This is a genomic window from Streptomyces sp. NPDC050433, assembly GCF_044458565.1.
Classification (GTDB): Bacteria; Actinomycetota; Actinomycetes; order Streptomycetales; family Streptomycetaceae; genus Streptomyces.
Map to the genome: position 1 here is coordinate 1 of NZ_JBITIB010000014.1, position 18,183 is coordinate 18,183.

Below are 18,183 nucleotides of genomic sequence, written 5' to 3' on the forward strand. Positions count from 1 at the left end.
AGCAGTTCCGTCTCTTCCACAACCATGACAACGGACACGCCGAACCGCTGGTCACGAACTGCCGCAATATGACGGGCCGTCAGCTCGCTACACTCAGAAAGAGGCACCTGACCAGCCACGATAGCGATCTACCGCTGGAGTATTAGATGTGGACGGCCGGGACCTCCTGGTCACCGACCTTGATGCCGTGGACGGCACTCCCGTGGTCGATCTGACGCCCTACCTAGAGCAGATGAGTCCACGAGGTCCTGTGCTTCAGCCAGCCTGGCCCAGCGAAATGCTCGACCCGTACTACTGGGCGGACGCGCGTGAGCGCCCCGTACCTCACGAAGCACCCTCGGCAGCTTGGGAATACCGATCCGTCGTAGGCCGCGGCACTCGCCACCCCGCCCGATTTCATCTGAGAGAGCGAATGAAGGTGCCCCCAGAGGGCTTTTCTTAGGTGCCGGTGGACATTCGCCCACGGCAGACAAGAAAGAACACCAAAGGACTGGAACCCTCCGCCGGGAGCATGTCAACGTACAACGTCCCGGGAAACACCACGTCAGGCTGATGCGACTGCTCCAGTGTGGCCAGGGTTGCGAACGATTCGGAACCCTGGCCACCGGACCGCCTCGCTGACATGGTCCTACATAGGAGGCCGCTCTATCGGATTCCGCTATTCGATCCGCCCGCTTAACTTCCCTTGTCCTCTTGGACACTCGGCGCACTGAACGCCTGGTTCGGTCAAGCGTCAGGAATTACGACGCCGTGTCCGACGTGCTGGGCGTGCGCAGCCGCCCTGTTCGGCGAGAACCTGCTGCAACCTGGCTGCTATCCCGAGGGGGCCATCTTTTTGCATGGAGCGGCGCACCCCCGGAGGTTCAACTTGGCGCCTGATTCAGGCCAATGGAATCCCTGACCGTGTCGTGGTGCATTGGGGCATGACTGGCAGCGCGGACACAAGCCGCTAGCGCAGCGCGAGCGCAACATAGACCACGATCGCCGGTTAGCCAAACCGGTGATCGTGGTGACCATTACTTCCATGCCTGCACGATCGCCAATTCGTCCATCTGTCACACCTGCTCCTGTGGGCGCCGTACGCGCCGCATTCCTCAACGTCAAGGATGCCGCCGAGTATCTCGGCCTCTCACCGCACACGCTCTACGTCTGGCGGCACCGGCGGCAGGGGCCGCCGAGCTTCCGGATGGGTCCTCGCGGTCGTGTCATGTACCGCCGAGAAGCCCTTGACGCCTGGATCCGTGAACAGGAGCAGGCCGACTCCCGCTCCAATGCTGTCCTGAGCCCGCTGAGCGTCACTCCTCAGCAACGGTCCAGTCGTATCCCCAACGTCTGACGCTCGCCGCAGAGTGTCGTTTCCTCTCTATAAGGAGGATCCCTTGGCCGGCTACATCGAAGATCGCTGGATTAAGAAGAAGAAGGACCCGATAACCGGGAAGAGGGAGAAAACCGCCCGCTATGGCAAGGGGAAGCGGTACAAGGTCGCCGGTATACCCGGAGTCCGTGATTGCTCCTTCGACACGTTGGAGGACGCCAAGGCGTGGCTTCGTCGAGCAGCCACGGACGAAGAGCGGGGCGAGTTCGTGGACCCGCGCGACGGATCCATCACACTTGCCGACTACATCGCGATGCACTGGGCGCCGGGCAGAGGCGGAGTTCCGAAGACCCGGGACAACCAGGAGCGGAGAGCGCGGCTTCACATCATTCCGCACCTGGGTCAACTCCCCCTCAGGAACATCACGGCAGCGGATCTGCGCGCGTACATAGCCAAGTTGGAGTCGACCGTCTCCTCGGTCGACTACCAGCGTGGCATTCTGTCCGAGCTCTCCTCCATTCTGGAAGCGGCTGTCGACGACAAGCGGCTCGCCAGGAACCCCATGCATGCGAAGTCTGTGCGGTGGCCAAAGGCGCCACAAGAGCGACGTGACGCGTGGCGGTTGGAGACGGCGCTTCGAGTCCGCGACGTCATCAGCCCACGAAACCGGATAGCCGTCGTAGTCGGCCTTGGATGCGGGCTCCGTCAGGGCGAGGTGTTTGGGCTGAGCCCGGAGGACATCGACTACGCGCGAGGGGTCCTCCACGTCCGCCGCCAAGTACAGGCGATCCGTGGAAGGTTGTACTTCGCCCTGCCGAAGGGGAAGAAGACCCGTACCGTCGACATGCCCTCCTCGGTGGCCGAGGAGCTGAAGCGCCACGTCGAAGCGTTCCCACCGGTGGAGGTGGAGCTTCCGTGGGGGAAGCCGGAGGGGCGGGGGAGAAAGTTCTCTCTGCTGCTCACCACGCGATTCGGCAACGCCGTCGCGGTGAACACGTGGAACACCTACACCTGGAAGCCCGCGCTGGCCGAGGCCGACATCATCCCGCCGCGCGCCGAGGGAGCGAAACCCTGGCAATGGGCGGCGGCCCCGAAGGACGGCTTCCACGTTCTGCGGCACACCTATGCCTCGATGATGCTGGAAGCCGGAGAGTCTGTCGTGACCTTGGCGCGGTGGCTCGGGCACTCCTCGCCCGCGATCACCCTCGGTTACTATGCTCACTTCATGCCGGAGGCCGGAAGTAAGGGGCGCACCGCCATCGACGGACTGCTCGGGAAGCGGGGGGATCGGCAGGCCGGCCGAAACTCCCCAGATTCTCCCCAGGCCCGTTGACGGGTGATTCCCGCTGCGACGCCCCTCCAAAGGTGGCCGTGGATTGCAAGGTTGAAGAGATGGGCGGCCTGGGAAAATGCTGAAAGAGGTCACTGCGACCCGCTATGTCACACCCTTGCGTGAGGGCGGTTCGCTCCCCGGCATCGTCGAGGCGGACGATCTCGGGACGTACGTCATGAAGTTCACCGGCGCCGGGCAGGGCCGTAAGACCCTTGTCGCCGAGATCATCTGCGGGGAGTTGGGGCGGCGGCTCGGGTTGCGGGTGCCGGAGTTGGTCACCATGCAGCTCGATCCGGTGATCGGTCTCGGGGAGCCCGACCAGGAGGTGCAGGAGCTGCTGAAGGCGAGCGGTGGGCTGAATCTCGGGATGGACTTCCTGCCCGGATCGCTGGGCTTCGATCCGCTCGCCTACGAGGTGGACCCGGCCGAGGCCGGGCGGATCGTGTGGTTCGACGCGCTCATCAACAACGTCGACCGGTCCTGGCGCAACCCCAACATGCTTGTCTGGCACGGCGATCTGTGGCTCATCGACCACGGCGCCACCATGATCTGGCACCACAACTGGCCGGGGGTCCAGGCCTCGGTCGCGAAGCCGTACGACGCCTCCGACCACGTCCTCGCGCCGTTCCGGCCCGACATCGCCTCCGCCGCAGCGGAACTCGCACCGCTGGTCACCGAGGAGCTGCTGACCGAGGTCGCCGCCGACGTGCCGGACGAATGGCTCGTGGACGAGCCGGGGTTCGACACCACCGACGCGGTACGGCGCGCCTATGTCGCGGCGCTGCTGCCGCGCGCGGCGACCATCCACGAACGCCTCACCCTCGACGCGCCCACCCGGACGCGCCCCTCGCAGGCCCCCGGCTGGCTGACCGAGCACGTCACGCCCTGGCCGCATCCCACGAAGAACGCCGGAGGCGAGGGCCGATGAGCGCACGCGATGTGTTCGAGTACGCGCCGTTGCGCGTGGTGCCGAGGGTCGAGCGCGGGGAGTTCATCAACGCGGGGGTGCTGGTCTACTGCCGCGCCAGGTCGTTCGTGGCCGCCCGTACGCACCTGGACGAGGACCGGCTCAGGGCGCTGGCGCCGGAGGCCGATGTGGCCGGGGTGCGGGCCGCGCTGCGCGCCGTCGAGGGTGTCTGCGCGGGCGGGGACCCCGCCGGGGAGGCGGCTCGCGACGACGCGGGGAGGCGGTTCCGCTGGCTGGTGGCGCCCCGTTCGACGGTCGTCCAGCCCGGCCCCGTACACACGGGTCTGACGCTCGACCCGTCGGCGGAGGTCGAGCGGCTGCTGGACCTGCTGGTCCGCTAGGGCCGGCTCTCGCGCGGTGTGACATATGTCCGCGCCCCCGTGGGCCGTTGACACCGGGTGGCGGGGCTTCTAGCGTCACGGCAGCTGAATACTAAGCGGTCGCTCAGTGCTCGCGCGCCGACGCCGCGATCCAAGGACGAGGAGAAGCAGCATGTCGACCACCGAGCAGCGTGTCGCCGTCGTGACCGGGGCGGCGCGGGGCATTGGCGCCGCGACCGCGGTACGTCTCGCGGCCGAGGGCCGGGCCGTCGCCGTACTCGACCTGGACGAGGCGGCCTGCGAGGAGACCGTCGGCGCCGTCACCGCCGCCGGCGGCAAGGCGCTCGCCGTCGGCTGCGACGTGTCCGACGCCGCCCAGGTGGAGGCCGCCGTCGCGCGCGTCGCCGCCGAACTCGGCGCGCCCACGATCCTCGTCAACAACGCCGGTGTGCTGCGGGACAACCTCCTCTTCAAGATGAGCGAGTCCGACTGGGACACGGTGATGAACGTGCACCTCAAGGGCGCCTTCCTGATGGCCCGCGCCTGTCAGGCGCACATGGTGGAGGCCAAGTTCGGCCGCGTCGTCAACCTGTCCTCCAGCTCCGCGCTCGGCAACCGCGGCCAGGCCAACTACGCCGCGGTCAAGGCCGGACTCCAGGGCTTCACCAAGACCCTCGCCAAGGAACTCGGCAAGTTCGGCGTCACCGCCAACGCCGTCGCCCCCGGCTTCATCGTCACGGAGATGACCGCCCAGACGGCAGCCCGCGTCGGCATGGGCTTCGAGGAGTTCCAGGCGGCGGCGGCCACCCAGATCCCGGTCCAGCGGGTCGGCGTCCCCGACGACATCGCGAACGCGATCGCCTTCTTCACGGGCGAGGACGCCGGATTCGTCTCCGGCCAGGTGCTGTACGTCGCCGGCGGACCCCTCAACTGAACGGGAGAGTGAGCGACATGACTGAGCAGCCGAAGGGCGCAGGCGCAGGCCGTCCCGACAGCGGCAGGGTCGCGCTGATCACCGGCGCCAGCCGCGGCATCGGATACGCCATCGCCGAGGCGTTCGTCGCCCGCGGCGACCGGGTGTGCGTCACCGGACGGACCGAGGACACGCTGAAGGAGGCGGTGGAGCGCCTGGGCGCGGACCGGGTGATCGGCTTTCCCGGCAAGGCCCACGACGAGGCCCACCAGGCCGCCGCGGTCGACCGCACCATGGAGGAGTTCGGCCGCGTCGACTATCTGGTGAACAACGCGGGAACGAATCCGGTGTTCGGCCCGATGGCCGAGCTTGATCTCAACGTGGCGCGCAAGGTGTACGAGACCAACGTCATCTCGGCCCTGGGCTTCGCCCAGCTGACCTGGCGCGCCTGGCAGAAGGACCACGGCGGTGCGATCGTGAACATCGCGTCGGTCGCGGGGGTGTCCGCGTCGCCGTTCATCGGGGCGTACGGGATGAGCAAGGCGGCGATGGTCAATCTGACCCTCCAGCTGGCTCACGAGTTCGCACCCGGCGTGCGGGTCAACGCCATCGCGCCGGCCGTGGTCAAGACCAAGTTCGCGACGGCGATCTACGAGGGCCGGGAGGCCGAGGCGGCAGCCGCCTACCCGCTGGGGCGCCTCGGGATGCCGGAGGACGTCGGCGGTGCTGCGGCCTTCCTCACGTCCGACCAGTCGGACTGGATCACCGGGCAGACACTGGTCGTCGACGGCGGAATCTTCCTCAACGCGGGCGTGAGCTGACACGCTTTGTTAGCAAATGCTTCAAGTGCCCCATCGGACCTGCATATTGAACCGATGGGGCGCTGCGGTATGGTCGGCCGACTCGTGGCTGAACAAGGAGCGTGCACACGTGTTCAACCGGACCAGTCTGCAGGCGGCTGCAGCCCTCGCGTCCATATCCCTGCTCGCCGGATGCGGCTTGTTCTCGGCGGACGGCGCCGCGGGGGATCAGAAGATCACGGTTGGCACCACCAGTGAGCCGAGCACGCTTGACCCGGCCGCCGCGTGGGACAACTCGTGGGAGTTGTACCGGAACGTCTTCCAGACCCTGGTCGCGTTCCCCACCGGCAGTACGACTCCTCAGCCCGACGCGGCCGACAACTGCAAGTTCACGGACTCGACCAACAGGGTCTACCGCTGCGAGCTGCGCGAAGGGCTGTCGTTCTCGAACGGCCACAAGCTCGACGCCGAAGCCGTCAAGCACTCGTTCGACCGCATCGTGAAGATCAACGTCAACGGTGGTCCCAACGGGCTCCTCGCGTCGCTGGACAAAGTCACCACGGACGGCGACCGCATCGTCACGTTCAACCTGAACAAGCCGGACGCCACGTTCCCGTTCGTCCTCGCCGCCCCCGCGATGTCCATCGTCGACCCGGCGGAGTACCCGGCCGACAAGCTCAGGGACGACGGCAAGCTCACCGGCTCCGGGCCGTACACGCTGAAGTCGTACACGGTGGGCAGCAACGCCGAACTGGCCGAGAACACGAGCTACAAGGGCTTCGCCGACCGTAAGAACAGCGCCGTCAAGATCCAGTACTTCCAGGACTCCAACCGGTTGTTCAGCGCGCTGAAGAACAAGGAGATCGACGTCATCTACCGAGGTCTGACCTCGGAGGAAGTCGTCGAGCTGGAGCAGAAGACGGAAGAGAACGAGCACCTTCAGCTGGTCGAGACCGTCGGCGCCGACATCCGCTACCTGGTGTTCAACCCCAAGGACAAGTCGGCGGCGAAGCTCCCCGTACGGGAGGCGGTGGCCCAGGTGGTCGACCGTGACGCGCTGGTGGCCAAGGTCTACCAGGGCACGGCCGAGCCGCTGTACTCGATGGTCCCCAAGGGCATCTCCGGGCACGCCACGAGCTTCTTCGACAAGTACGGCGACCCGGACGTCGAGAAGGCGCGCGCGATCCTTGAGGACGCCGGCATCGAGACGCCGGTGCCGCTGACCTTCTGGTTCACGACCGACCGTTACGGCTCCGGCACCGTGGCCGAGTTCGCGGAGCTGAAGCGTCAGCTCGAAGCGTCCGGCCTCTTCAAGATCACGCTCAAGAGCAAGCCGTGGAAGGACTTCCAGGCGGGCTTCCAGAAGGGCGAGTATCCGGTCTTCGGCCGTGGCTGGTTCCCCGACTTCCCGGACCCCGACAACTTCGTGGCCCCCTTCGTCGGCAAGAACAACGCTCTCAGCACCCCCTACGAGAGCCCCGAGATCACCAACGAGCTGCTGCCGCAGTCGCGGCGCGAGAGCGACCGCGGCGCGGTGATCGAGCAGTTCGAACGCGCCCAGGAGATCTTCGTCGACGACGTGCGGCTGCTGCCGCTGTGGCAGGGCAAGCTCTACGTCGCCGCGTCGGAGGAGATCAGCGGCGGTGAGCGGGCGCTCGACCCGCAGACGGTCATGCAGCTGTGGGAGTTCAGCCGAAAGGCCAGCTGGTAGCAGGCTGGTAGCCGGCTCGCAGCTGGGTCGCGGTCGGCTCGTGGCGGCGATTGTCAGTGCTCACCGGTAGGTTCAGTGGTGGCCCAACTGATCACTTACCGGAGGTTGTTGACGTGACCGACACCGACATGCTGCCCGAGTCCTGGCGCGGCGTCCTCGGCGAGGAACTGCAGAAGCCCTACTTCAAGGAGCTCACCGAGTTCGTCGAGGAAGAGCGGGCCAAGGGGCCGGTCTACCCCCCGCGTGAAGAGGTGTTCGCCGCGCTCGACGCCACGCCGTACGACCAGGTGAAGGTCCTGGTCCTCGGCCAGGACCCGTATCACGGGGAGGGGCAGGGGCACGGTCTGTGCTTCTCGGTGCGGCCCGGTGTGCGTACGCCTCCCTCCTTGCGGAACATCTACAAGGAGATGAAGGAGGAGCTGGGCCACCCGGTGCCGGACAACGGATATCTGATGCCGTGGGCCGAGCAGGGTGTGCTGCTGCTCAACGCGGTGCTCACGGTGCGGGCCGGGGAGGCCAACTCGCACAAGGGCAAGGGCTGGGAGAAGGTGACGGACGCCGTGATCCGCGCGGTGGACGCCCGGCCGGATCCCGCGGTCTTCGTGCTCTGGGGTGCGTACGCGCAGAAGAAACTGCCGCTGATCGACGAATCGAGGCACGTGGTGGTGAAGGGCGCGCATCCGTCGCCGCTGTCGGCGAAGAAGTTCTTCGGCTCGCGCCCGTTCACGCAGATCAACGAGGCGATCGCCGCGCAGGGACACAAGGCGATCGACTGGCGCATCCCCGACCTGGGCTGACCGCCCCGGAAGCGCTCGGCGCGTCCGGCACGTGCTCCGTGGGCCTCGCCCGGCGGTCCGCGCCGGGCGGGTGAGCCTGTGCGGGATTGCCGGTCGCTGCGGTTAGCGTCGGGCCGGACGGGATCGACCGGACGGGCGCGGGAGGCGGCAGGCGATGGAGCAGCGCGAGGTGTCGGAGGACGCCGTCCTGACGAGGATCGGCCAGGCGGTCATGCTGCTCCACGGCGGTGACCGCGAGGAGGCGCGCAACCGGTTCGGTGACCTGTGGACCGAGATCGGCGAGTCCGGCCACCCGCTCCACCGCTGCACGCTCGCGCACTACATGGCGGACACCCAGGACGACCCCGGCGACGAACTGGCCTGGGACCTGCGCGCCCTGGCCGCCGCGGAGGACCCGGCCACGGCCCGTACCTCACCGGCGGTACGGGCCTTCTTCCCCTCACTCCATCTCAACCTCGCCGCCGACTACCTGAAACTCCGGCGCCCCGATGCCGCACGCCTCCACCTCGCCCGAGCACGCGCCGCGGTCAACACGCTCGGGGACGACGGATACGGCAACGGCGTACGGACAGCCATCGGCCGTCTGGAGCGGCAACTGCTGGACGGCTAGGCGGTCTCGCTCGGTGACACGCGGTGACATGTGAGGTGAGGCCTCAGTGGCCGTACGTCTCCTCGCAGAGGCGGCTCTCCGGGCCGGCCGGCGCCCAGCCGCCGTACCGCTTGCCGAGCGCGCACAGCCCGGCGCCCGTGTCCGGCAGCACCGTCGGGGGCGCCGGGACGGGCGGTGCGGAGGGGGCCGTCGGTGCGGGTGGGCGCACGGCCGCCCGGCGGCGGGGCGGCTCGGACGACGGCGGTACGGTCCCCGCCACGGCCGGTCGCGGCGCGGGCGTGCGCCGTGGCGGGGCAGCCGCCTCCAACGTCTCGCGCGCCGGCAGCTGCGCGATCCGCGGCTCCACGGCGCCGTGCGGCAGCTCGCCGCGTACGGCACCGACGCCGGGCTCGACGGCCACACAGGCCGAGACCCCGCCGACCGCCACACCGAGCAGGAGTACCGCTGTCGTTCTCGTTCGCCCCGTCACCGGGCCAACTCTGCTGGTCGCGAGCCGTGTCGGGGCCGTAACCGCACGCCGTGACCCGCACGGGTGACGCGCCTCGGTCAGGTGTTGTCCACGTCGCAGGCGCCCGCGGCGCCCGTATGCTGCGGATCAGGGTCCGCAGGGCGGACCCTCGCGCTCCGGCGCGTGCGACACAACCGCGGCAAGGCGACAGGGAGACCCACGTGAAGGTCGGCTGCATAGGGCTCGGCGACATCGCCCAGAAGGCGTATCTGCCGGTGCTCACCACGCTGCCCGGAACCGAGCTGCATCTACAGACCCGCACCCCGGCCACCCTCACGCGGGTCGGCGAGATCCACCACATCCCCGCCGAGCGGCGCCACGCCGACCTCGACTCGCTGCTCGCCGAGGGCGTGGACGCCGCGTTCGTCCACGCGCCGACCTCCGCCCACGCCGAGATCGTCACCCGGCTCGTCGAGGCCGGTGTGCCGACCTTCGTCGACAAACCCCTCGCGTACGAACTCGAACACTCCGAGCGGCTGGTGGCCCTCGCCGAGGAGCGCGGGACGAGCCTGGCCGTCGGCTTCAACCGGCGCTTCGCGCCCAGCTACACGCAGTGCCTGGAACACCCGCGCGATCTGATCCTCATGCAGAAGAACCGCATCGGACTGCCCGAGGACGCCCGCACCCTCGTCCTGGACGACTTCATCCATGTCGTGGACACCCTGCGCTTCCTGCTGCCCGGCCCCGTCGAGCACATCGACGTCCGCGCGCGGACCCGCGAGGGGCTGACGCACCACGTCGTGCTCCAGCTCTCCGGCGACGGCTTCACCGCCATCGGCATGATGAACCGGATGAACGGCTCGACCGAGGAGACCCTCGAAGTCTCGGGTCAGGACACCAAGCGGGCCGTCCACGATCTCGCCGAGATCGTCGACCACAAGGGCCAGCCCAGTGTCCGCAGGCGGGGCGACTGGGTGCCGGTGGCCCGGCAGCGCGGCATCGAGCAGTGTGTGCTGACGTTCCTGGACGCCGTACGCGCGGGGAAGACGCTCAGTGCCCGCGACGCTCTGCTGACGCATGAGTTGTGTGAACGGGTGGTCCTGGCGGTGCGGGCGCAGGCCGTCTGAGCGACCGCGCGCCCTCGGCGGCGCAGAAGGCCGCCAGTACGGCCAGTGCGGCGTACAGCGGCCAGTCGCCGTACCTGACGTACGCGGTGGTGCCACGCGCCAGCGGAAGCGTGTACACGGCGCTCGCGCTGCTGCCGGTGCCGAGCGGCGCACCGACCCGCTCGCCTTCCGGGCCGTACATCGCGCTCATGCCGGTGAGCGTGGCGTGCACCGTGGGGCGTCCCGTCTCCGCCGCCCGCAGCGCGGCCAGCGAGGCATGCTGCTCCGGTGCCCAGCTCGGCTGGAAGGACGATGTCGACGACTGGGCGACGAGCAACTGCGCGCCGTCCCTGGCCAGCCGCCGGCTCATGTCGGGGAACGCCGACTCGAAGCAGATCAGCGGGCCGATCCGCAGCCCGCCCCGCCCCTCACCGGGCAGCACCATGACCACCTGGCGGGTGCCGCGCCTGCGGTCCTCGCCCGCCGCCTTGCCCACCGATGTCGCCCAGCCGAGCGCCGACCGCGCCGGGACGTACTCGCCGAACGGCACCAGCCGCATCTTGTCGTAGCGGTCGCCCGTCGGGCCGTTCGGACCGACCAGCACGGCGCTCTTGAAGATGCCGGTGCGCCCCGCCGCGTCCGTACTCGAAGCGTCCACATTGACCAGGACCTCGGCGCCGACCTGGCGTGACAGCACGGCGATACGCGCCGCCAGATCGGGCCGGGTGGCCAGATCGTGGCCGACGCTGCTCTCTCCCCACACCACGAGATCGAGATCCCGGCCGGCCAGCGAGCGGGTCAGCTCCTCGCTGTGGTCGAAACGCCGCTCGACGCTGTCGGAACCGGCGAAGACACCGGGCTGGACGACGGCGACGCGCGTCTGCCCGGTGTGCTCCGGGCGTGGCGCCCACATCCACGCGGAGGTCACGGCGACGGCCGAACCGGCGAGCCCCGCGACGGCGACGGTACGGGCCGTGGACAGCGTCAGCAGCATCGTCAGCGCGGTGTTCACGGCGACCACCAGCAGACTCACCAGCCACACGCCGCCGACCGACGCGAGCCGCAGCGCGGGGGCGACCTCCCACTGTCCGGCGCCCAGCAACCCCCAGGGACCGCCCAGGCCCTCCAAGGACCGCGCGGTCTCGATCATCAGCCAGCCCGACGGCACCACCGCCGACGCGGCGGCCGAACGCCGCGGTGATGGACGCCCGCCGAGCATCCGGCGGACCAGCCAGCCCCACGGTGCCCACAGCAGCCCCAGCAGCGCGGCCAGCACCACGATGAACACATGCAGGCTCGGCATCAGCCAGTGATGGACGGCGAGCATGAAACCCAGCCCGCCGAGCCAGCCCTCGACGGCCGCGCGGCGGCCGGTCGCAGCCGTACGTAACAGGAGCATCCACGGCACAAGAGCCCCGTACGCGAGCCACCAGAGCCCCGGCTCGGGAAACGAGAGCGCCGGCAGCGCGCCGGCCGTCACGGCCGCGGCGCCGCGCCACACCGGTGAGGTCGAGCGGCGGACCCACCGATCCCGCCGGCCGGCCGGAACCCGCATGCCGCGCCTCCTTGTGCCGTCCGTGCCGCCCGACCGGTGCGTCCTGCCCGGTGAGCAGAGCTTTTCGATCAGTGTGCGGGAGAGGCACCGCCCGACGACAGAGCGCCCCGCCCCGGCGCGTCAGCCGCGCACGGGGTCAGCCTTCGGCGACGACACCGGCTCCGCGCCCCGCTTTCTCCCGCGCCACCACACTGTGCAGCCGCCAGCCGTCGTCCGTGCGGGCGAGTCCGAAGGTGTAACGGCTGATGGCGGTGGTCTCCTCGCCGGTCTCCAGGAACATCGTGCTCAGGCAGTCGGCCCGTACCTCGGCGCGATCGGCCCGAGATCCGCCGAGGTCCTGAAAGGTCAGCCGACGATTGCCCATCAGGTGCTGGCGTACGGGAAAACGGCTCAGGACGCCGGCGAGCCAGTCGGCGACCTCGGCGGCCGACCCCTCGATTCCACCGGCGGTCCGGTGGTCGGCGCGCCCGTCGGGGGTGAAGAGGGCGAGAAAGCCCGGCCAGTCGGAGTCGTCCACGGCGATCGCGTAACCGCTGATCACCTCGTCGACGGCCAGTCGGTCCATCACGGTCGCGAGATCCACACGCTGCGTCATCGGATCAGTCTCCGGCAGCGGACGCCCCAAGCCAAGGGTCGAGGCCAGGGGCTAGGCGGCCTCGTCGACCGAATCGTGCAGAGCCGCCGCCCACTCCAGCAGCAGGACTTCGTACTCCTCGGCCGGCCACGTGCCGTCCGCCGCGTCGACCAGGGCGCGGATGCGCTCGTTGGCCGCGACGGCGCCGGACGCCGCGGGGGCGGAGGAGGAAGTTGTGGGCATACGACAACCGTACGGGCCGCCGCAGCGGTCAAGGGCCGTCCGGGGAGCGGTATAGCTCACACGCCGACAGGGCAACCCGACGGAGCGTCAGCTCCGAGCCCAGTCCTGCCAAGGGTTCCGCCCGCCGTCCGGCACCCGTGGGCGGTACGACGGGCAAACGTGTCCTTGAGCACACGGTGCGCACACAACCCGGTCAGCCGCCCGATTCGCCCGCGTGCGGGCTCAGCGTGTCCGTACCGACGAGGATGAACAGCGCGATGCCGAGCAGGATCCGGTAGATCACGAACGGCATGAAACTCTTGGTGGTGATGAACTTCATGAACCAGGCGATGACGGCATATCCGACGACAAAGGCGATGACGGTCGCGAAGACCGTCGGCCCCCACGAGACATGGCCCTGGCCCGCGTCCTTCAACTCGAAGACACCCGAGGCCAGTACGGCCGGGACGGCCAGCAGGAACGAGTAACGCGCCGCCGCCTCACGGGTGTAGCCCATCAGCAGTCCGCCACTGATCGTCGCACCCGAGCGTGAGACACCCGGAACCAGCGCCAAGGCCTGGCAGAACCCGAAGATCAGACCGTCCCTGACACCCAGGTCCTGGAGGGACTTGCGCTCCTTGACGGCGCGGTGCTTGCCGCCGGTCTCGTCGCGCGCCGCCAGCCGGTCCGCGATACCGAGGATGATGCCCATCACGATCAGCGTCGTCGCGATCAGCCGCAGATCACGGAACGGCCCCTCGATCTGGTCCTTGAACACGAGCCCGAGCACACCGATGGGGAGCGAACCGACGATCACCAACCAGCCCATCTGGGCGTCGTGGTCGGAGCGCATCGCCTTGTTCGTCAGCGAGCGGAACCACGCCGAGACGATCCGGGCGATGTCCTTGCGGAAGTAGATGAGGACCGCCGCCTCCGTACCGATCTGGGTGATCGCGGTGAACGCCGCACCCGGATCGTGCCAGCCCGCGAAGGCGGCGGTCAGCCGCAGATGCGCGCTGGAGGAGATGGGCAGGAACTCGGTCAGCCCCTGGACGAGCCCGAGGATGAGTGATTCGAACCAAGACATTGGGTGCTACGCCATCCAAGCAAAGATCGTGCACCGGCCGGTGTGAACACGGGGCAGTGGCCGTTGCGGACTGAAAGGTTGACGCGCGGAATCGCTCATGTGCACGGGTGTGTGGAGGGGCCATCACGCGCCGGTCTGGGGCAGCGTAGCCGCTGCGGATTACGAGACCGCGCCAACCCCCTGCTCAGGCGCGGGACGCGCGGAACCGAGGGCGCCGGAACGGGGCTGAGGGGGCGGCAGGGGGGCGCACACGGGGGCACGCCAGGGGGCGTACGGAGGGGAGGGCAAGGTCACATCAGTTCGACCTGATGACCGCCGAACGCCCTGCCCTAACATCTCGGCATGACGCTCCTGCCCGACAGCGGGCTATCGCTGGCAGCCGACTTCCCCGCACCCACCCATGAGCAGTGGCAGGGTCTGGTGGAGGGGGTCCTGCGGAAATCCGGCCGGACCGTGTCGGGGGCCGCCGCCGAGGACGCACTGTCGACATCGATCGAGGACGGACTGACCACCCGTCCGCTCTACACCGCCGCCGACGATCCGGGCGACGGCGGCCTTCCGGGCTTCGCGCCCTTCACCCGCGGCGGCACCCCCGGCGGCCCGGCGCCGGGCGGCTGGGACGTACGGCAGCGCCACGCGCGCACCGACGCGGCGCGCACCAACGAAGCCGTACTGGAAGACCTGGCCAACGGCACCACCTCGCTGTGGCTGGCGGTCGGAGAGGCGGGCGTACCCGTCTCCGGCCTGGCCGACGCCCTCGACGGTGTCTATCTCGACCTCGCCCCGATCGCGCTCGACGCGGGCGACGAATTCCCCGACGCGGCGGCCGAGTTGCTGCGCCTGCTCGACGAACGCGGCGTCCCACGGGGCGAGGCGCGCGGCACCCTCGGCGCCGACCCGCTCGGCGGCCTCGCCCGAACCGGCCACGAGGCACCCGGACTTGCCGACGCCGCGGCCGAACTCGCCCAGCTGTGCCACCGGGAGTACCCCGGACTGCGCGCGCTGGTCGTCGACGCCCTGCCCTACCACGAGGCCGGCGGCTCGGCCGCGCAGGAACTCGGCTGTTCGCTCGCCGCCGGCGTCGCCGCCCTGCGCGATCTCACCGCCGCCGGACTCTCCGTCGAAGCGGCCTGCGGCCAGCTGGAGTTCAGATACGCGGCCACCGCCGACCAGTTCCTTACCATCGCCAAACTGCGCGCCGCCCGCAGGCTGTGGGCCCGTGTCGCCGAGGTCAGCGGGTCGGGAGCCGCGGGCGCCGCGCAGCGCCAACACGCCGTGACCTCCTCGGTGATGATGACCCGCCGCGACCCGTGGGTGAACATGCTGCGCACCACGGTCGCCTCGCTGGCCGCCGGGGTCGGCGGCGCCGACGCCGTCACCGTGCTGCCCTTCGACCACGCGCTCGGACTTCCCGACGGCTTCGCCCGGCGCATCGCCCGCAACACCTCGACCATCCTCATCGAGGAGTCCCACCTGGGCCGCGTCATCGACCCGGCGGGCGGATCCTGGTACGTCGAGCGGCTCACCGACGACCTCGCGCATGCCGCCTGGGCCTGGTTCCAGGAGATCGAACGCGCCGGCGGCCAACGCGCCGCGCTGCGCACCGGCCTGATCGCCGAACGTCTCGCCCAGAGGTGGGAGGCCCGCTCCGAGAAGCTGGCCCGGCGCCGCGAACCGGTCACCGGTGTCAGCGAGTTCCCCCAGCTCGCCGAGGCACCCGTCGTACGCGACACACCGCCCCCGGCCCCGGCCGGCGGACTGCCCACCGTCCACCGCGACGACGCCTTCGAGGCGCTGCGCTCGCGCTCCGACGCGCACCTGGCATCGACCGGCGCCCGCCCGCGCGTCCTGCTGGCCGCACTCGGTCCGGCAGCCGCGCACACGGCGCGGGTGACCTTCGCGTCGAACCTCTTCCAGTCCGGCGGCATCGAACCCGTCCACGACCCGGTCACCGTCGACGCCGCCACCGCCGCCGACGCCCTCACCCGCAGCGGTGCCGCCATCGCCTGCCTCTGCTCCAGCGACCCGCTCTACGCCGAGCAGGCCGAACAGGTCGCCGCGGCACTGAAATCGGCCGGCGCCACCCGCGTGTATCTCGCGGGCCGCCCCGGCGAACAGCGCGAGACCTTCACCCGTGCCGGAGTCGACGAGTTCATCGCCGCGGGCGACGACGCCGTCGCCGTACTCTCGGCCGCCCTCGACCACCTGGGAGTGGCGCGATGACCGTCCCCGACTTCACCGGCATCGACCTGGGGCCCGCCACGGCCACGGGCGGCAACGAGGACCAGTGGCGCGCCGCCGTCAAGGAGAGCACCGGCAGGAGCGACGCCGACCTCGTCTGGAACACCCCCGAGGGCATCGACGTCAAACCGCTGTACACCCGGCAGGACCTCGCGGGCCTCGACTTCCTCGGGACGTACCCCGGAATCGCCCCCTATCTCCGCGGCCCCTACCCGACGATGTACGTCAACCAGCCGTGGACGATCCGGCAGTACGCGGGCTTCTCCACCGCCGAGGAGTCCAACGCCTTCTACCGGCGCAACCTCGCCGCCGGGCAGAAGGGTCTCTCCGTCGCCTTCGACCTGCCCACGCACCGCGGTTACGACAGCGACCACCCGCGCGTGACCGGTGACGTCGGCATGGCGGGCGTCGCCATCGACTCGATCTACGACATGCGCCAGCTCTTCGACGGTATCCCGCTCGACCGGATGACCGTCTCGATGACGATGAACGGCGCTGTCCTGCCCGTCCTCGCCCTCTACATCGTGGCCGCCGAGGAGCAGGGCGTACCGCCGGAGAAGCTGGCCGGGACCATCCAGAACGACATCCTCAAAGAGTTCATGGTCCGCAACACCTACATCTATCCGCCCGTGCCCTCGATGCGGATCATCTCCGACATCTTCGCGTACACCTCGCAGAAGATGCCGCGCTACAACTCCATCTCCATCTCCGGCTACCACATCCAGGAAGCCGGCGCGACGGCCGACCTGGAACTCGCCTACACCCTCGCCGACGGCGTCGAATATCTGCGCGCCGGACTCGACGTGGGCCTCGACGTCGACGCGTTCGCACCCCGGCTCTCCTTCTTCTGGGCCATCGGCATGAACTTCTTCATGGAGATCGCGAAACTGCGTGCCGCGCGGCTGCTGTGGGCGAGGCTCGTCAAGAAGTTCGACCCGCAGAACGCCAAATCCCTGTCGCTGCGGACCCATTCACAGACCTCCGGCTGGTCGCTCACCGCGCAGGACGTCTTCAACAACGTCCCGCGCACCTGCGTCGAGGCGATGGCCGCGACCCAGGGCCACACCCAGTCGCTGCACACCAACGCGCTCGACGAGGCACTGGCCCTGCCCACCGACTTCTCCGCACGCATCGCCCGCAACACCCAGCTCCTGCTCCAGCAGGAGTCGGGCACCTGCCGCGTCATCGACCCGTGGGGCGGCAGCGCGTACGTCGAGAGGCTGACGTACGACCTCGCGCGCCGCGCCTGGCAGCACATCGAGGAGGTCGAGGCGGCCGGCGGCATGGCGCAGGCCATCGCGGCGGGCATCCCCAAGCTGCGCGTCGAGGAGGCGGCGGCCCGCACCCAGGCCAGGATCGACTCGGGACGCCAGCCGGTCATCGGCGTCAACAAGTACCTCGTCGAGACCGACGAGCAGATCGATGTCCTCAAGGTCGACAACTCCTCCGTAAGGACGCAGCAGATCGCCAAGCTGCGGCGGCTCCGCGAGGAGCGCGACGAGGCCGCCTGCCAGGACGCGCTGCGCGCCCTCACCGGCGCGGCCGAGGCCGGATCGACCCGGGGCCTGGACGGCAACCTGCTGGCCCTCGCCGTGAACGCGGCGCGCGCCAAGGCCACCGTCGGCGAGATCTCCGACGCCCTGGAGAAGGTGTACGGGCGGCACTCCGGCCAGATCCGTACCATCTCCGGTGTGTACAGGAACGAGGCCGGCACGTCACCGGCGGTCGAACGGACCCGCGAAGCCGTCGAGGAGTTCGAGCAGGCCGAGGGGCGGCGCCCGCGCATCCTGGTCGCCAAGATGGGCCAGGACGGCCACGACCGCGGCCAGAAGGTCATCGCGACCGCCTTCGCCGACCTGGGCTTCGACGTCGACGTCGGCCCCCTGTTCCAGACGCCCGGCGAGGTCGCGCGACAGGCCGTCGAGGCCGACGTGCACATCGTGGGGGTGTCGTCGCTGGCCGCCGGGCATCTGACGCTCGTGCCCGCCCTGCGCGAGGAGTTGGCGCGCGAGGGCCGCGAGGACATCATGATCGTCGTCGGTGGCGTGATCCCGCCGGGTGACATCGACGAGCTGCACCGCGCGGGCGCGGCGGCCGTCTTCCCGCCCGGCACGGTCATCCCCGACGCCGCGCACGACCTCCTCACGACCCTGGCCGCCGCTCTCGGCCACGAGCGGTGAGCCG

The 18,183-nt window shown here is 69.6% G+C and carries 17 protein-coding genes and 1 pseudogene; 13 read left to right on the forward strand and 5 right to left on the reverse strand.

Annotation, left to right across the window (positions count from 1 at the left end; all coding sequences use genetic code 11):
* Positions 1–139: 139 nt before the first annotated feature.
* The 10 genes and pseudogenes from ACIBLA_RS18525 to ACIBLA_RS18570 all read left to right on the forward strand — a co-directional run.
* Positions 140–319: pseudogene (locus tag ACIBLA_RS18525) on the forward strand (S-adenosylmethionine-dependent methyltransferase); the annotation flags it as partial.
* 750 nt (positions 320–1,069) lie between these two features.
* The gene (locus ACIBLA_RS18530) at positions 1,070–1,336 is read left to right on the forward strand and encodes a helix-turn-helix transcriptional regulator (protein ID WP_399199158.1); all 267 of its coding nucleotides are present in this window, start codon (positions 1,070–1,072) and stop codon (positions 1,334–1,336) included.
* 43 nt (positions 1,337–1,379) lie between these two features.
* Positions 1,380–2,648, forward strand: a complete 1,269-nt coding sequence (locus tag ACIBLA_RS18535) for a tyrosine-type recombinase/integrase (protein ID WP_399199159.1) — start codon at positions 1,380–1,382, stop codon at positions 2,646–2,648.
* A 76-nt stretch (positions 2,649–2,724) separates the two neighbouring features.
* A complete protein-coding gene (locus ACIBLA_RS18540; protein WP_363244154.1) occupies positions 2,725–3,576 on the forward strand; it encodes a HipA family kinase in 852 nt (283 codons plus the stop codon).
* Positions 3,573–3,956, forward strand: a complete 384-nt coding sequence (locus tag ACIBLA_RS18545) for a DUF3037 domain-containing protein (RefSeq protein ID WP_363244155.1) — start codon at positions 3,573–3,575, stop codon at positions 3,954–3,956. Before ACIBLA_RS18540 ends, ACIBLA_RS18545 begins: the two co-directional genes overlap by 4 nt.
* A gap of 151 nt (positions 3,957–4,107) precedes the next feature.
* Positions 4,108–4,869, forward strand: a complete 762-nt coding sequence (gene fabG / locus ACIBLA_RS18550; RefSeq protein ID WP_363244156.1) for a 3-oxoacyl-ACP reductase FabG — start codon at positions 4,108–4,110, stop codon at positions 4,867–4,869.
* A 17-nt stretch (positions 4,870–4,886) separates the two neighbouring features.
* Positions 4,887–5,669: an SDR family oxidoreductase gene (locus ACIBLA_RS18555; RefSeq protein WP_363244157.1), complete on the forward strand. Its 783-nt coding sequence runs from the start codon at positions 4,887–4,889 to the stop codon at positions 5,667–5,669.
* Between the two features lie 109 nt (positions 5,670–5,778).
* Positions 5,779–7,359 carry an ABC transporter substrate-binding protein gene (locus ACIBLA_RS18560; protein WP_363244158.1) on the forward strand — a complete coding sequence of 527 codons (1,581 nt, stop codon included), beginning with the start codon at positions 5,779–5,781 and terminating at the stop codon, positions 7,357–7,359.
* 113 nt (positions 7,360–7,472) lie between these two features.
* On the forward strand, positions 7,473–8,156 hold the full coding sequence (locus tag ACIBLA_RS18565; RefSeq protein ID WP_329390662.1) for a uracil-DNA glycosylase: 684 nt from the start codon (positions 7,473–7,475) through the stop codon (positions 8,154–8,156).
* Between the two features lie 154 nt (positions 8,157–8,310).
* Positions 8,311–8,766 carry a hypothetical protein gene (locus ACIBLA_RS18570; protein WP_363244159.1) on the forward strand — a complete coding sequence of 152 codons (456 nt, stop codon included), beginning with the start codon at positions 8,311–8,313 and terminating at the stop codon, positions 8,764–8,766.
* 43 nt (positions 8,767–8,809) lie between these two features.
* Here ACIBLA_RS18570 and ACIBLA_RS18575 read toward each other — a convergent pair whose 3' ends face one another.
* Entirely contained in the window at positions 8,810–9,235 is a 426-nt protein-coding gene (locus tag ACIBLA_RS18575; RefSeq protein ID WP_399199161.1) for a hypothetical protein, read from the reverse strand.
* Positions 9,236–9,435: 200 nt separating this feature from the next.
* Here ACIBLA_RS18575 and ACIBLA_RS18580 point away from each other — a divergent pair, with 200 nt between their 5' ends.
* On the forward strand, positions 9,436–10,341 hold the full coding sequence (locus ACIBLA_RS18580; RefSeq protein WP_363244161.1) for a Gfo/Idh/MocA family oxidoreductase: 906 nt from the start codon (positions 9,436–9,438) through the stop codon (positions 10,339–10,341).
* Here the strand turns inward: ACIBLA_RS18580 and lnt are convergent.
* From lnt to ACIBLA_RS18600, 4 genes are all read right to left on the reverse strand, one after another.
* On the reverse strand, positions 10,265–11,875 hold the full coding sequence (lnt, locus tag ACIBLA_RS18585) for an apolipoprotein N-acyltransferase (RefSeq protein ID WP_399199162.1): 1,611 nt from the start codon (positions 11,873–11,875) through the stop codon (positions 10,265–10,267). The genes ACIBLA_RS18580 and lnt overlap by 77 nt on opposite strands.
* Positions 11,876–12,011: 136 nt before the next feature.
* On the reverse strand, positions 12,012–12,470 hold the full coding sequence (locus ACIBLA_RS18590; protein ID WP_363244163.1) for a nuclear transport factor 2 family protein: 459 nt from the start codon (positions 12,468–12,470) through the stop codon (positions 12,012–12,014).
* Positions 12,471–12,521: 51 nt separating this feature from the next.
* Entirely contained in the window at positions 12,522–12,692 is a 171-nt protein-coding gene (locus tag ACIBLA_RS18595; protein WP_363244164.1) for a hypothetical protein, read from the reverse strand.
* Between the two features lie 193 nt (positions 12,693–12,885).
* Positions 12,886–13,758 (reverse strand): undecaprenyl-diphosphate phosphatase, encoded by an 873-nt coding sequence (locus ACIBLA_RS18600; protein ID WP_363244165.1) that lies wholly within the window; start codon positions 13,756–13,758, stop codon positions 12,886–12,888.
* Positions 13,759–14,100: 342 nt separating this feature from the next.
* Here ACIBLA_RS18600 and ACIBLA_RS18605 point away from each other — a divergent pair, with 342 nt between their 5' ends.
* Together ACIBLA_RS18605 and scpA are read left to right on the forward strand one after the other, a co-directional pair.
* Entirely contained in the window at positions 14,101–15,981 is a 1,881-nt protein-coding gene (locus tag ACIBLA_RS18605) for a methylmalonyl-CoA mutase family protein (RefSeq protein ID WP_399199163.1), read from the forward strand.
* On the forward strand, positions 15,978–18,179 hold the full coding sequence (scpA, locus tag ACIBLA_RS18610; protein ID WP_399199164.1) for a methylmalonyl-CoA mutase: 2,202 nt from the start codon (positions 15,978–15,980) through the stop codon (positions 18,177–18,179). The genes ACIBLA_RS18605 and scpA overlap by 4 nt, the downstream gene beginning before the upstream one ends.
* The last annotated feature ends 4 nt before the right edge of the window (positions 18,180–18,183 follow it).

Excerpts from the sequence above, each read along its gene's own strand:
- ACIBLA_RS18540 (WP_363244154.1), top strand. The coding sequence starts at position 2,725 with ATGCTGAAAGAGGTCACTGCGACCCGCTATGTCACACCCTTGCGTGAG.
- ACIBLA_RS18545 (WP_363244155.1), top strand. The coding sequence starts at position 3,573 with ATGAGCGCACGCGATGTGTTCGAGTACGCGCCGTTGCGCGTGGTGCCG.
- fabG (WP_363244156.1), top strand. The coding sequence starts at position 4,108 with ATGTCGACCACCGAGCAGCGTGTCGCCGTCGTGACCGGGGCGGCGCGG.
- ACIBLA_RS18555 (WP_363244157.1), top strand. The coding sequence starts at position 4,887 with ATGACTGAGCAGCCGAAGGGCGCAGGCGCAGGCCGTCCCGACAGCGGC.
- ACIBLA_RS18570 (WP_363244159.1), top strand. The coding sequence starts at position 8,311 with ATGGAGCAGCGCGAGGTGTCGGAGGACGCCGTCCTGACGAGGATCGGC.
- lnt (WP_399199162.1), bottom strand. The coding sequence starts at position 11,875 with ATGCGGGTTCCGGCCGGCCGGCGGGATCGGTGGGTCCGCCGCTCGACC.
- ACIBLA_RS18590 (WP_363244163.1), bottom strand. The coding sequence starts at position 12,470 with ATGACGCAGCGTGTGGATCTCGCGACCGTGATGGACCGACTGGCCGTC.
- ACIBLA_RS18595 (WP_363244164.1), bottom strand. The coding sequence starts at position 12,692 with ATGCCCACAACTTCCTCCTCCGCCCCCGCGGCGTCCGGCGCCGTCGCG.
- ACIBLA_RS18600 (WP_363244165.1), bottom strand. The coding sequence starts at position 13,758 with ATGTCTTGGTTCGAATCACTCATCCTCGGGCTCGTCCAGGGGCTGACC.
- ACIBLA_RS18605 (WP_399199163.1), top strand. The coding sequence starts at position 14,101 with ATGACGCTCCTGCCCGACAGCGGGCTATCGCTGGCAGCCGACTTCCCC.
- scpA (WP_399199164.1), top strand. The coding sequence starts at position 15,978 with ATGACCGTCCCCGACTTCACCGGCATCGACCTGGGGCCCGCCACGGCC.